This window comes from Mesorhizobium sp. B3-1-7 (assembly GCF_006439385.1).
GTDB lineage: Bacteria > Pseudomonadota > Alphaproteobacteria > Rhizobiales > Rhizobiaceae > Mesorhizobium.
This window is the reverse complement of record NZ_VFTL01000040.1, coordinates 1-12,276: the sequence shown is the minus strand read 5'-3', so window position 1 is coordinate 12,276 and position 12,276 is coordinate 1. Positions and strand designations below refer to the sequence as shown.

The following is a 12,276-nucleotide window of genomic DNA, read 5'->3' as shown; positions in this document are numbered from 1 at the left end:
ATAGGGTTGCCGCTCCAGGGGAATGGGACCACGGCATCATGTTTGTTGAACGCGAAGCCTCCGTTGGCGAACCGACTTCGCAGGAGCGCCGCAACATCCAGCAGAACGACAAGCGCATTCTGGGCAATGTCGTGCAATGCGACGGCGCGCGCGCCACCATCAGTGCCCATGCCGAAGACACCGAAGGCGCGGTCACCGGCCTCTGGACCGTCGGCAAGATGATCTCCATCAATCTCGGTTCGACAAGAACGGTCGGCCTTGTCTATGCCATCGGCAAATCGGACCTTGCCTGGAACCACGAAGGGCAGAACCCGATCGAGGTCAGCGTCGAACTGGTCGGCGAGGTGCGCGACGGCGCCGAGCCCGGCGCCAAGCCGGTCTTCGACCGCGGCATCACCACTTATCCGCATATCGGCGCCATTGCCCACAGCATCCGCAGCCGCGACCTGCAGGCGGTCTACGATCTGGCCGGGCGCCATTCGGTGACCATCGGCACGCTGTCGCAGGATGAGTCGATCGATGCCAACATCGCCATCGACGACACGCTGGCGCGTCATTTCGCCATCGTCGGCACCACCGGCGTCGGCAAATCGACGGCGGTGTCGCTGCTGTTGCGCAAAACGATCGAGGCGCGTCCCGACCTGCGCGTGCTCATCCTCGACCCGCACAACGAGTTCGCCGGCTCGCTGCCGGAATATTGCGTCAAGGTCGATTCCAAGACGCTCGACCTGCCGTTCTGGATGTTCAGGCTGGAAGAGTTCGCCGAAGTGCTGTTTCGCGGCCGCGAGACGGTGCCCGAGGAAGTGGATGTCCTGCGCGACCTGATCCCGGCCGCCAAGAACCTTTATCGCAACCCGAATTCCGGCACCTATGTCAGGCGCGGCAGCGACGCGCTGACCGCGGACACGCCGGTGCCCTACCGTATGGCCGATCTCATCAAGCAGATCGACGAGCGCATGGGCCTGCTCGAAAGCAAGAACGACCGCCCGATCCTGAAATCGCTGAAAACGCGCATCGAATCGGCGGCGGCCGATCCGCGCTACCGCTTCATGTTCAATTCGCGGCTGATCGAGGACACCATCCACGAAACGATCGGCAACATTTTCCGCGTCCCCAGCCATGGCCGCCCGGTCACCTGCTTCGAGATGGCGGGCATGCCTTCGGAAGTCGTCAATTCGGTCTGCTCGGTGCTGGCGCGCCTGGCCTTCGACCTGGCCTTGTGGAGCGAGGGCCGGCTGAGGCTGCTCCTGCTTTGCGAGGAAGCCCACCGCTATATGCCGGCCGATCCGCGTCTCGGCTTCGCGCCGACCCGCCACGCGCTGTCGCGTATCGCCAAGGAAGGCCGCAAATATGGCTGTTATCTCGGCGTCGTCACCCAGCGCCCGGGCGAGCTCGACCCGACCATCCTGTCGCAATGCTCTACCTTTTTCGCCATGCGCCTTGCCAACGAGCAGGACCAGGCGATCATCCGCTCGGCGATCGCCGACTCCTCGGCCTCGACGCTGGCTTTCCTGTCCTCGATGGGGCAGCGCGAAGCCATCGCTTTCGGCGAAGGCGTGGCGACGACCATGCGGCTGAAATTCGAGAAGCTGCCGCAACAATTCATCCCCGGCACCGCGAAAGGCGAGCAGGTCGAGCCCTCCGTGGATGGCAGCGACGTCGATCTGGCCATGATCGTCGAGCGGCTTCGCAACGTGCCGAAGCCGCAGCAGTCAATGGCTTTCGCCGAGACCGTGGATTCGACCCGCCAGGCCGGCGACCCGGACTACAAGAAGCCGGCCAACGCCCCGCGCGTGCAGCCGGACGACGACTTCGACACTCGCTACGGCCTGAAGCCCTCGACCTTCGGCATGCGCCAGCTCAACGACTGAGTTTCCGCTCTGCCTGAAGCCCCGCTTGAATGGGTAAATCTCGTCAGGAAATTCGTCAGGCTGAGTCGGCTGGAGCCGTTTTCGAGAACCGGAGCGGAGCGGACATTTGGGTCCGTGAGCACCGGAAGCGCAGAAAGCGCCTCCAGACGGCCAGCCTCACGAATTTGATGATGAGATTTCAGGCGCAGACGCGGTTGCGGCCCTGCTTCTTCGCCTCATAGAGCTGGCGGTCGGCGCGGCGGTAGAAATCCTCCGCGCTCTCCTTGTGGTCCCAGACGGCAAGGCCGACGCTGGTGGTGACCTTCAGCCGCACATTGCCGGACATGATCGACATGTTGGCGATCGCCTTGCGGATGCGTTCGGCGAACCTGGCGAGCAATTCGACATCCATGTTGGGGGTGACGACGGCAAACTCCTCGCCGCCCAACCGCGCCACCACATCGTGATAACGCGTCATGCCCCTCAGACACGCGGCGACGGCCCTCAACACCTCGTCGCCGACGTCATGGCCATGCGTGTCGTTGACCTGTTTGAAATGATCGAGATCGAGGATCATCAGTCCGACCGGCCTGTCGATGCGGCGAAACTCGTGGAGATATTCGCGCAGCGCATCGTCGAAATAGCGACGGTTCTGCATTCCGGTAAGACCATCGGTGAGCGCCGCCTGCTCGAGCGTCTGCGAACGGGCGCTGAGCGAAACCGTCATGGCCCTGAGCTTGCCCTCTTCCCGCACCTGGCCGCGGATCAGCGGGTAGATGAAGAAGGTGCCGAAGAACAGCGCGGTCGCCAGCAGCGCCCCGGTGACGAACAGCAGTTTGTTGAGATAGACGATTTTGTCGGCGCGCGATGCGGTATCGAGGTCGGCGGCGATGTCCTGCAATTGGCCATAGGCGTGGAAGGTCACCAGGCCTGCGGCCAGGATCACGAAAATAAAGACAAAAAATGCGGATTCCGCCTTATGGAAACGCATCTACTCCCCGCGGCACTGCAAGCCTCGAGGTTATGGCATGGCGGACCTTACGGACAGTTAACCCGGACAACCTTGGCGAGAATTAGAGCCAGGGATTTTAAGGTGCTGATTGAAAAAGCTTTTCGTCAGTCCGGGAGCGCCGGTTCGTCGCCCGGCCGCAGCCTGCGCCATTCCGCGCCCAGCTGGTGCCTGAACCAGGTGGACTGGCGCTTGGCATACTGCCGGGTCGCGATCTTGGCGCGTTCGATCGCTTCGGGAAAACCCGACTGTCCGGCCATTGCCGCTTGCAGCTCGCGCACGCCGATCGCTTTCATCGCCGGCAGATCCGCGTCGAGACCGAGCGCGATGAGCCGGCGCACTTCGTCGAGCGCGCCTTTGTCGAGCATCTGGTCGAAACGCGCCTCGATGCGCCGCACCAGTTGCTGCCGGTCCGGCTCGATGACCAGGAAACGCGCGCTGTCGCGATCGATCAGCGGCCGGCCGCGCGCCGCCTGCCATTCCAGGATCGAGCGCCCCGAAGCGTCGAGCACCTCGAGTGCCCGCACGATACGCTGGCCATCGGTCGGCCTGAGCTGCATGGCGACGGTCGAATCCTCACGCATCAGCAGGCGATGCAGCCTTTCGGCCCCTTGTTCCTTGAGCTCGTAGCGCCAGCGCTCGCGGACGGAGGCCGGAATATCCGGCATGTCCGAGATGCCTTCGGCCAGCGCGCGGAAATAGAGCCCGGTGCCGCCGACGAAAACGACCGGTCGGCCCGACAGCACGCCGTCTTCTATCAGCTTCGTGACGTCGCGCAGCCAGGCGCCGGTGGAATAGGCCGTGGAGGGATGGACATGGCCGTAAAGGAAATGCGGCGCGCGTGCCATTTCAGCGGCGCTCGGCCGCGCCGTCAGGACATCGAGCACCGAATAGCCCTGCATGGAATCGGTGTTGACGATGACGCCGCCGTCGCGTTCGGCGAGATCGAGCGCCAGCGCCGACTTGCCGCTGGCTGTCGGCCCGGCTATCAGGATCGCGTTCTTGACGCGGCCTTCGCCCGCCTGCCTGCCGGAATGTTCGATGCCGCTGATCGCCACTTTAGTATCCCGTCCAGAAGCCCGCGCCGTGCCGGCCTCGCTTGCGAATATGGCCTTGCGGGCCGCCGGCGCAAGCGCCGTTGATTGGCTGGCCGAGGACATCGCCTGCGATCTCGTTTTGCCGCAGACGCCGGATATCGGCGAAATGACCGCCAATCTGCGCGCTGCATTGGCTTCCGAGCCGGTCGATGTCATCGTCCAGCCCGCCGAAGGCAGGCGCAAGAAGATACTGCTCGCCGATATGGATTCGACCATGATCGACCAGGAATGCATCGACGAGCTCGCCGACGAGATCGGCGTCAAGGATCATGTCGCGGCGATCACCGCGCGCTCGATGAATGGCGAGATCGCCTTCGAGCCCGCCTTGCGCGAGCGCGTCGCCCTGCTGAGGGGCCTCAATACCGCCGTGGTCGACCGCATCATCGCCAACCGGCTGACGCTCGCGGCCGGCGGCCGCGCCCTGGTGCAAACGATGCGCGCCAACGGGGCTTGGACGGCGCTGGTCTCCGGCGGCTTCGACGTCTTCACCAGCCGCATCGCCGCCATGCTGGGTTTCCAGGAAAACCGGGCCAACCGGCTGATCGAGAAAGACGGCACATTCACCGGCATGGTGGCCGAGCCGATCCTCGGCCGCGCCGCCAAGGCCGAAGCGCTGCTCGATATCGCGGCGCGGCTCGGACTGACGACCGAGGATGCCATCGCCGTCGGCGACGGCGCCAACGACCTCGATATGATCCGCCTTGCCGGCACCGGCGTCGCGCTTCACGCCAAGCCGGCGGTGGCGGAACAGGCCCGCATCTGCATCGACCATGGCGATCTGACGGCGCTGCTCTATCTCCAGGGCTACCGCCGGGATGAATTCGTCTTGTGAGGTCTCCAATGACGCCGATACGCACCGAGCGTCTCATCCTGCGCAATTGGGAAGAGCGCGACCGCGCGCTTTTCCATCGCATCAACTCCGACGAGCGCGTGATGGAATTCTTCCCGTTCCGCCGCGACCGTGCCGCGGCGGATGCCAAGATGGACGAGGTCCGCGCCTGGATCGATGAGGATGGCTACGGCTTCGCCGCGGCCGAGATTGCCGCGACCGGCGAATGCATCGGCTTTGTCGGTTTGTCCGGAACGGAAGACATCGACGTGCTGGCGCCCGGCACCATCGAGATCGGCTGGCGGCTGGCACCCGAATTCTGGGGCAAGGGCTACGTTACCGAGGCGTCGGAAGCTTGGCTCGCCTATGGCTTCGGAACGCTTGGCGTCGGCGAAATCGTGTCGTTCGCGGTTGCTGACAATCATCGCTCCATCGCTGTCATGAAGCGGCTCGGCATGCGAGCCGATCCCGCCGCCGATTTCGAGCATCCCGCCGTCCCCGATAGCCATCCGCATCTCAAGCGGCATGTCCTCTACAGGTTGTCGCGCGAGGACTGGCAGGCACGGCGTATCTGATCAATGCCTCTCAGAAGAACGTTCGTCTCCAGACTGTGGCGGACCATCCGGGAGCTGATCGAGAATCCTGGCGAAATCCGCGCCGGATGCATTGCCCGCCCGTCGGCGTAGGAAATCGGCCGCAGTCTCCATGGCACCGATCTTTTGTGCCACGGCCGAGGCGATCACTGATTGAGCGAGACACCGTCCGCTTTTGCCAGGCGCGCCGCCGCTTCCTTGACCGAGAGGGGCAGCTTCAAAGGATATGTTGCCTTGCTCATGTTCGTGTTCCTTCCAGCAACTCGGCCGGGCTAGCAAGCCGGACTCAATCCATCCGGATCGTCACGAAGCGCAGTTCGCCGGTCTTCGAAGCCAGCATCAAGAGCGCGTTCTTGCGGCCTTGCTCCTTCAGCGCGCCGATCCGGTCCATCACGTCCTTCGGCGTGCCGACCGATTCCTGCGCGATCTCGGTGATCACCTCGCCAGGCTGGATGCCGCGCTCGGCCGCCGCCGAATTCTTGGCGACATCGGTGATGACCACGCCGGACACATCCGCCGCGATGCCGAACTTCTGCCGCGTCTGGTCGTTGAGCTCGCCGACCGTCATGCCGAGCACCGAAGCCGTCGATACCGGAGGCGTCGCCTTGTCGCCCTTGTCCTGGTCGGTGTTGCCGTTCTCGCCGCTGGCCAGCTTCTCACTGTCCTCGAGCCGTCCGAGCGTCACCTTGACGGTCTGCTCGACGCCCTTGCGCACGATGACGACGTCGACCGCCTTGCCGACCGGGCTTTCGGCCACGACACGCGGCAGGTCGCGCATTTCGTGGATGTCCTTGCCGTCGAACTTGATGATGACGTCGCCGGCCTGCACCGAACCGTTGTCGACCGGCCCGCCCTTGATGACGCCGGCCACCAGCGCACCCTTGGCGGTTGCCATGCCGAGGCTTTCGGCGATGTCGTCCGTCACCGGCTGGATGCGCACGCCGAGCCAGCCGCGCCGCGTCTCGCCATACTGGCGAAGCTGGTCGACGACGCCGGCGGCAAGCTGCGAGGGGATCGAGAAACCGATGCCGATCGACCCGCCCGACGGCGAGATGATCGCCGTGTTGATGCCGATGACTTCGCCCTCGGCGTCGAACAGCGGGCCGCCGGAATTGCCGCGGTTGATGGCGGCGTCGGTCTGAATGAAATCGTCATAGGGGCCGGAATTGATGTCGCGGTTGCGCGCCGAGACGATGCCGACCGTGACCGTGCCGCCCAGGCCGAACGGATTGCCGATCGCCATCACCCAGTCGCCGACGCGCATCTTGGTGGAATCGCCGAATTTCACCGCCGTCAGCTTGTGGCCCTTGGGGTCGACCTTCAGCACCGCGACATCGGTCTTGGTGTCGGTGCCGACCAGCGTCGCCTTCAGCGTGATGCCGTCGGAGAAATTGACTTCGATATCGTCGGCATCGGCGATGACATGGTTGTTGGTCACGACGATGCCCTGCTCGGCGTCGATGACGAAGCCGGAGCCGAGCGACTGCACTTTCTGCGCGGCACCGCCCTTGTCGCCGCCACGGTTCTTGAAGAAATCGTCGAAGAAGTCCTGGAACGGCGAGCCCTCTGGCAGCTGCGGCATCGGCACTGCGCCCGGCCCTTCCGTGCCTTTCACCGTCTGCGAGGTCGAGATGTTGACCACCGCGCCAAGCAGGCGCTCGGCCAGATCGGCGACCGAAGGCGGACCGTCGGAGGCGATCGTCGGCGTGACGAAGAACGGAACGGCAACAATGCCGACTGCGAATGCCGTGGCGCCGGCGAAGAAGGTGCGCCGCGCCGCGCGCAACAGGGTGTCGGATATCATCGTGGCCTCCCGGTGTTTCAGAAAAGGAACGACGCATCCGCAAAGGCGCCTGTCCGATTCATGTTGGCAAGAAATAAGGCACGTTTGCGGCTATAGCTATCGGCGGAAGATAAATCGTCAATCGCTTCGGCACCAAGGAATTTCATCAACCGCGGACCAGCCAGACGATGCCGACGCCGATGGCGATCGCCGCCAGCCCACCGATCCGCAGCACATTTTCCGGCACCGACAGCACTTCAGTAGCGAGTTTCCGGGCCAAAGCCGGAAACCCTCCATAGACCAGCCCTTCGATCACGAGGACCAGGCCGATTGCCGCCAGAAAATCCTGCACCGCCCGCTACTGGGCGGTGCCGGGTTGCGTTGCAGGTGGCATCGCAGGCGCGGCAGGTGCCGGCCCGGGCTTGCTGTCCGGATCGCGGAAGTAGCGGAAGAACTCGGATTCGGGCGAGAGCACCATCGTCGTTCCGGTGTTGTCCAACGCCGTGCCGTAGGCGTTCATCGAGCGATAGAAGTCGAAGAAGGCCGGATCGCGCTTATAGGCGTCGGCGAAAGTCGCGCTGCGCTGCGCCTCGCCCTCGCCGCGCAGGATTTCCGATTCCTTCTGCGCCTCGGCGACGATCTCGACGACCTCGCGGTCGGCTCGCGCCCTGATGCGCTGCGCCGCCTCGTTGCCGCGCGCTCTCAGACGCTCGGCTTCCGCCAGGCGCTCGGCCTTCATGCGGTCATAGGTCTGCTGCGAGACCTCCGCCGTCAGATCGGTCCGGCGGATGCGCACGTCCTCGATGTCGAGGCCGAGCGAGGTCGCGTCGGGACGAAGCTGATCGCGCACCTCGCGCATCATATTGCCGCGCTCTTCCGAAAGAGCGGCTTCGAAGTCGCGCAGGCCGTAGACACGGCGCAGCGCCGCGTCGAGACGCGTCCTCAGGCGGGCTTCGGCCAGTTCAACCTGACCGGACACCGCCGCGCGGAAGGTGCGCGGATCCGAGATGCGGTAGGCGATGAAAGCATCGACCTCGTAGAACTTGCCGCCCGAGACCTGGACGCGGATGTTGTCGAGGTCGAAGCGCATCACCCGCTTCTCGACCATTTGCACGCTGTCGGCATCGAAGAAGGCGAACGGCGCCTTGAAGTAAATGCCGGGCTCGCTCTTGACGTCGATGATCTCGCCGAACCTGAGCACGATGGCCTGCTGGCCGGCATTGACCACGAACACCGACGAATAGAGCAAGAACAAAAGGACGGCCGCGATTACGGCGATGATGGGAAGACGGTTGGCCATCACTGGTTACCTCCCGTCGTGACGCCGCCCATAGGGGCCGGCGCAGGCTGTGCTTTCGGCTGCAATGCCGGCAGCGGCAGGTAAGGCAGCACGCCCTGACCGTTGCCCTGTTCGACGACGACCTTGTTCGAGTCCTTCAGGATCTTCTCCATGGTTTCGAGATAAAGGCGCTTGCGCGTGACGTCGGGCGCCTTGGCGTACTCGTTGTAGACGGAGATGAAGCGCTGCGCCTCGCCTTCCGCCTCCTGCACGACGCGGTTCTTATAGGCGGCGGCGTCCTCGCGGACCTGTGCCGCCTGGCCGCGCGCCTGGCCGAGCTTCTGGTTGGAATACTGGTTGGCCTGCTCGACGAACTTGTCCTCGTCCTGCTCGGCGCGCTGCACCTCGTCGAACGCGTCGGCTACCTCACGCGGTGGTGCCGCGTCCTCGATCGAGACTGCGTTGACCTGGAGACCGGTCTTGTAGCCGTCGAGCGTGCCCTGGATGATCTCGCGCACCCCGGTTGCGATGCCCTGGCGGTCGTCGCGGAAGATGTCCTGCGCCGGCCGCCGGCCGACGACTTCGCGCATGGCGCTCTCAGCCACCTGGGTCAGCATGCCGTCGGGATCGGAGACATCGAACAGATAGGCTTTGGGATCGGAGACCTGGTAAGCCACCGAGAACTGCACGTTGACGATGTTCTGGTCGCCCGAGAGCATCAGCCCGGAGCCGCTGCTCGAGCCGCCGCCGATGCTGACGAGCTGCTCGGAGATCTTTGCGGTCTCGACCGTTTCGATCGGCCACCAGTGGAAATGCAGGCCTGGCTGCGAAAGCTCGGTCTTCGGCTGGCCGAAGCGCAGTTCGACCGCAACTTCGTCGGGCTGCACGGTGTAGATCGCCTTGAAGGCCCACAGCACGATGAGGGCCAGCGCGATCAGCCCGAGCACGGCCGGGCTGGCGCCGCCGCCTCCCGGAAGCGCGCGCCGCAGCCTGTCCTGGCCGCGGCGGATGATATCCTCAAGATCGGGGGGCGAACCCTGCGGGCCGCTTGGCCCTTTCGGTCCCTGCCCCCAGGGCCCTTGATTGCCGCCGCCGCCCCATGGGCCGCCGCCACCGCTCTTGTCGTTCCAGGGCATGAATGTCCTTTCGCTCCGGTTCCCTCAGGCCTTGCGGCGCAATCCTAACGCATGACCCGGAAAACCCATATCGGTTTTCGAAAAGGAATCATGCGCCAAAATCAAAGTATTACGGCGGCCTCTTGCGCGTCCGGTTGGATGCGCGCCGCTGCAACACCGTTCTTCTATAGGGACGCCTTGACCCGCTTTCAACGCGATGTGCCGTCGTCTCCGTGCGATTTGGATCGGTAGCGACCCTTTGTCGTCGTCAACGATCGTCGCGTCGGCGCTCGTAAACCGTATAACGCGTGGCGTGGCTGTCCTTCTCGCCGGCGGGAAAATCCTCGGCGCTGACGACTTGCCAGACATTTGGGTCGATCGGCGGGAAATGCGCGTCGCCATCGACGCTGGCCAGCACATGCGTCACATGCAGCCGGTCGGCGAGCGGCAAAGCCTGGGCGTAGATCTCGCCGCCACCGACCACGCAGATCTCCTGCGCTCCCGCCATGCAGCGGCCGCGCACCCTGGCCAGCGCGATCGCGTCATCCAGCGAGTGGGCCACCTCAATGCCCTCGGCCCGCCAGGTTTTGTCGCGCGTCACCACGATGTTGAGACGACCGGGCAGCGGCCGGCCGATGCCTTCATAGGTCTTGCGGCCCATGATGATCGGCTTGCCCATCGTGTCGGCCTTGAACCGCTTGAGATCGGTGGAAAGCCGCCACGGCAGGCCGCCTTCGCGTCCGATCACGCCGTTTTCGGCGATGGCGACATAGATCGCGATGTCCATCAGCCGCCATTCCCGCCATTATCCGACGGCTCCAGCAGCAGGATGTCGATGTCGTGCTCGGGATCGAAATCCTTTGCGGTGATCTCGAACGTCGTCGGTCCGACCTTTTTGACATTGTCGCCGCAGAAGGAGACGAGGTTTTTGGGGCTGCCCTTGTCGATCGTCAGCTTGAAGTTACCGATATTGCCGGAGGCCCAATTACCCCCCGTGGTCAGGATGTAGGCGATCCGGCTCTCGTAATATTTCGGATAACCATCCGGATTTGCCTTGGCCGCCTTGCGCACCGCATTCTCGAATGCGCCGTCCATGCAATAGCGGGTCTTGTAGGCCGCATACTGGCCCTGGAACTGGCCGTCGGAGAAGAAACTGACCGAGGAAGTGCCGCCGACGCTGGGCTTGTAGCGATGCGAAACATGGACTTCCTTGTTGGCCGGGAAGGTCGAGCGCCACCAATAGGTCGAGCGCAATTGCCAGAACGGCGCGTAGGCGGTTTTCATGCCCGAGCCGTCATCGGCGGTGTCTTCGATGACGATGCCACGGTTTTCCCAATCCTCGGCGACATCCTTGGGCAGCTTCGCCAGCGCCGCCTTGGCGGCGTCGCCGAACGGATAGAGCGGTACGTTCTGTGCCTTGAGGTCCGTGGTGATGTCGATGCCGAGCGCAAACGCCCTTTGCTCGAGCTGCGGCTTCGCGTCGACGCCGTCGATCGTCACCTCGAAGCCGAGGAAATTGTCGCTCTGCGCTTCCGGGATCGCCGGCATCTCGTTTGGATCGCCCTCGATGTCGGGCATCGGGAACGCGACGATGGAGCTGACATCCTTGTCGGTGTTGTTGCGGAACACATAGTCGACCGCCACCTTCTCCGGCGAGATGAAAAGATCCTCGCTCTGCATGGCGACGGCGTCGCTGCGCGACAGGATCAGGCCGCCGGTGCCGAGCTCAGCGACGGAATCATTGGCGAAGGCCGGAGCGGCCATGATTGCCAGCGCTGCGGTCAGTACGGTGCGTAACATGGACCCCTCCTCGACGGCGATACCGGGCGTCTTTTCATCTACCGTTTCAGTGCGCCGTTTCAAAGCCCTTCGTCATCGGGCATCGGGACTTCTGGACACCGCGCCATCGATCGGGCAGGAGAGCGCCATGCGCAAGCTTCTCGTCATCGGCATCGGCGCCGGCAATCCCGACCACATGACTGTACAGGCCATCAACGGCCTGAACCGCGCCGACGCGCTGTTCATTCCCGACAAGGGAACGAAGAAGAACGATCTTGCCGATTTGCGCCGCCAGATATGCGACCGCTTCGTCACCAATCCGAAATCGCGCCGCGTCGAGTTCGATGTGCCGGTCCGGGCCGAGCCGACATCGTCTTACCGGGCAACCGTCGACGACTGGCACGAGGCGATCGCCGAGATCTATGAGGCCTTGATCCGCGACGAGCTTGCCGACGACGGTTGCGGCGCGTTCCTGATCTGGGGCGATCCGTCGCTCTATGACAGCGCGCTGCGTATCCTCGAACGCGTTCGCCTCAGAGGCAATGTCGCTTTCGAGCTCGAAGTCATCCCCGGCATCACCGCGATCCAGGCGCTGGCCGCCGCCCACGCGACCGCGCTCAATCGCATCGGCGATTCGATTCTTGTCACCACCGGCCGGCGGCTGACCGAGGAAGGCCTGGCCGCCAATGCCGGCTCGACCGTGGTCATGCTCGACGGCAAATGCGCCTTCAACACGCTGGCGGACCAGGATGTCCTCATCCAGTGGGGCGCCTATCTCGGCACACCGGATGAGATCGTCATTTCCGGCCGGCTGGGCGATGTCAGCGCCGAAATCGAAAGGGTTCGCGAGGAAGCCCGGCGAAAGAAGGGCTGGATCATGGACACCTATCTGCTGAGGAAGCCAGGGGATTAGGCAGTAGGCAGTAGGCAGTAGGCAGTAGG

General features: G+C 64.0%; 12 protein-coding genes. 4 read left to right on the top strand and 8 right to left on the bottom strand.

What is annotated here, in order from left to right:
• The first annotated feature begins 38 nt into the window (after nucleotides 1–38).
• On the top strand, nucleotides 39–1,871 hold the full coding sequence (locus FJ417_RS27295) for an ATP-binding protein (RefSeq protein ID WP_140785563.1): 1,833 nt from the start codon (nucleotides 39–41) through the stop codon (nucleotides 1,869–1,871).
• A 178-nt stretch (nucleotides 1,872–2,049) separates the two neighbouring features.
• Here FJ417_RS27295 and FJ417_RS27290 read toward each other — a convergent pair whose 3' ends face one another.
• Together FJ417_RS27290 and miaA are read right to left on the bottom strand one after the other, a co-directional pair.
• Complete coding sequence (locus FJ417_RS27290; protein WP_140785562.1) at nucleotides 2,050–2,841, bottom strand: GGDEF domain-containing protein; 792 nt, start codon at nucleotides 2,839–2,841, stop codon at nucleotides 2,050–2,052.
• 125 nt (nucleotides 2,842–2,966) lie between these two features.
• The gene (gene miaA, locus FJ417_RS27285; protein ID WP_140655285.1) at nucleotides 2,967–3,911 is read right to left on the bottom strand and encodes a tRNA (adenosine(37)-N6)-dimethylallyltransferase MiaA; all 945 of its coding nucleotides are present in this window, start codon (nucleotides 3,909–3,911) and stop codon (nucleotides 2,967–2,969) included.
• Here miaA and serB point away from each other — a divergent pair.
• Nucleotides 3,901–4,788, top strand: a complete 888-nt coding sequence (gene serB / locus FJ417_RS27280) for a phosphoserine phosphatase SerB (protein WP_140785561.1) — start codon at nucleotides 3,901–3,903, stop codon at nucleotides 4,786–4,788. The genes miaA and serB overlap by 11 nt on opposite strands.
• Before the next feature lie 8 nt (nucleotides 4,789–4,796).
• Nucleotides 4,797–5,360, top strand: coding sequence for a GNAT family N-acetyltransferase (locus FJ417_RS27275; protein WP_140785560.1), 564 nt, complete (start codon nucleotides 4,797–4,799; stop codon nucleotides 5,358–5,360).
• Nucleotides 5,361–5,664: 304 nt separating this feature from the next.
• Here FJ417_RS27275 and FJ417_RS27265 read toward each other — a convergent pair whose 3' ends face one another.
• From FJ417_RS27265 to FJ417_RS27240, 6 genes are all read right to left on the bottom strand, one after another.
• Nucleotides 5,665–7,182 carry a DegQ family serine endoprotease gene (locus tag FJ417_RS27265; RefSeq protein WP_140785559.1) on the bottom strand — a complete coding sequence of 506 codons (1,518 nt, stop codon included), beginning with the start codon at nucleotides 7,180–7,182 and terminating at the stop codon, nucleotides 5,665–5,667.
• Between the two features lie 145 nt (nucleotides 7,183–7,327).
• Complete coding sequence (locus FJ417_RS27260) at nucleotides 7,328–7,513, bottom strand: DUF2065 domain-containing protein (RefSeq protein ID WP_140644189.1); 186 nt, start codon at nucleotides 7,511–7,513, stop codon at nucleotides 7,328–7,330.
• 6 nt (nucleotides 7,514–7,519) lie between these two features.
• Nucleotides 7,520–8,461 carry a protease modulator HflC gene (locus FJ417_RS27255; protein WP_140785558.1) on the bottom strand — a complete coding sequence of 314 codons (942 nt, stop codon included), beginning with the start codon at nucleotides 8,459–8,461 and terminating at the stop codon, nucleotides 7,520–7,522.
• Nucleotides 8,461–9,576 (bottom strand): FtsH protease activity modulator HflK, encoded by a 1,116-nt coding sequence (gene hflK / locus FJ417_RS27250; protein WP_140644185.1) that lies wholly within the window; start codon nucleotides 9,574–9,576, stop codon nucleotides 8,461–8,463. The genes FJ417_RS27255 and hflK overlap by 1 nt, the downstream gene beginning before the upstream one ends.
• Nucleotides 9,577–9,823: 247 nt before the next feature.
• Nucleotides 9,824–10,342: a dihydrofolate reductase gene (locus FJ417_RS27245; RefSeq protein ID WP_140644183.1), complete on the bottom strand. Its 519-nt coding sequence runs from the start codon at nucleotides 10,340–10,342 to the stop codon at nucleotides 9,824–9,826.
• Complete coding sequence (locus FJ417_RS27240) at nucleotides 10,342–11,355, bottom strand: DUF4424 domain-containing protein (RefSeq protein ID WP_140644181.1); 1,014 nt, start codon at nucleotides 11,353–11,355, stop codon at nucleotides 10,342–10,344. Before FJ417_RS27240 ends, FJ417_RS27245 begins: the two co-directional genes overlap by 1 nt.
• A gap of 127 nt (nucleotides 11,356–11,482) precedes the next feature.
• Here FJ417_RS27240 and cobF point away from each other — a divergent pair, with 127 nt between their 5' ends.
• Complete coding sequence (gene cobF, locus FJ417_RS27235; RefSeq protein ID WP_140644179.1) at nucleotides 11,483–12,247, top strand: precorrin-6A synthase (deacetylating); 765 nt, start codon at nucleotides 11,483–11,485, stop codon at nucleotides 12,245–12,247.
• Nucleotides 12,248–12,276: the final 29 nt, after the last annotated feature.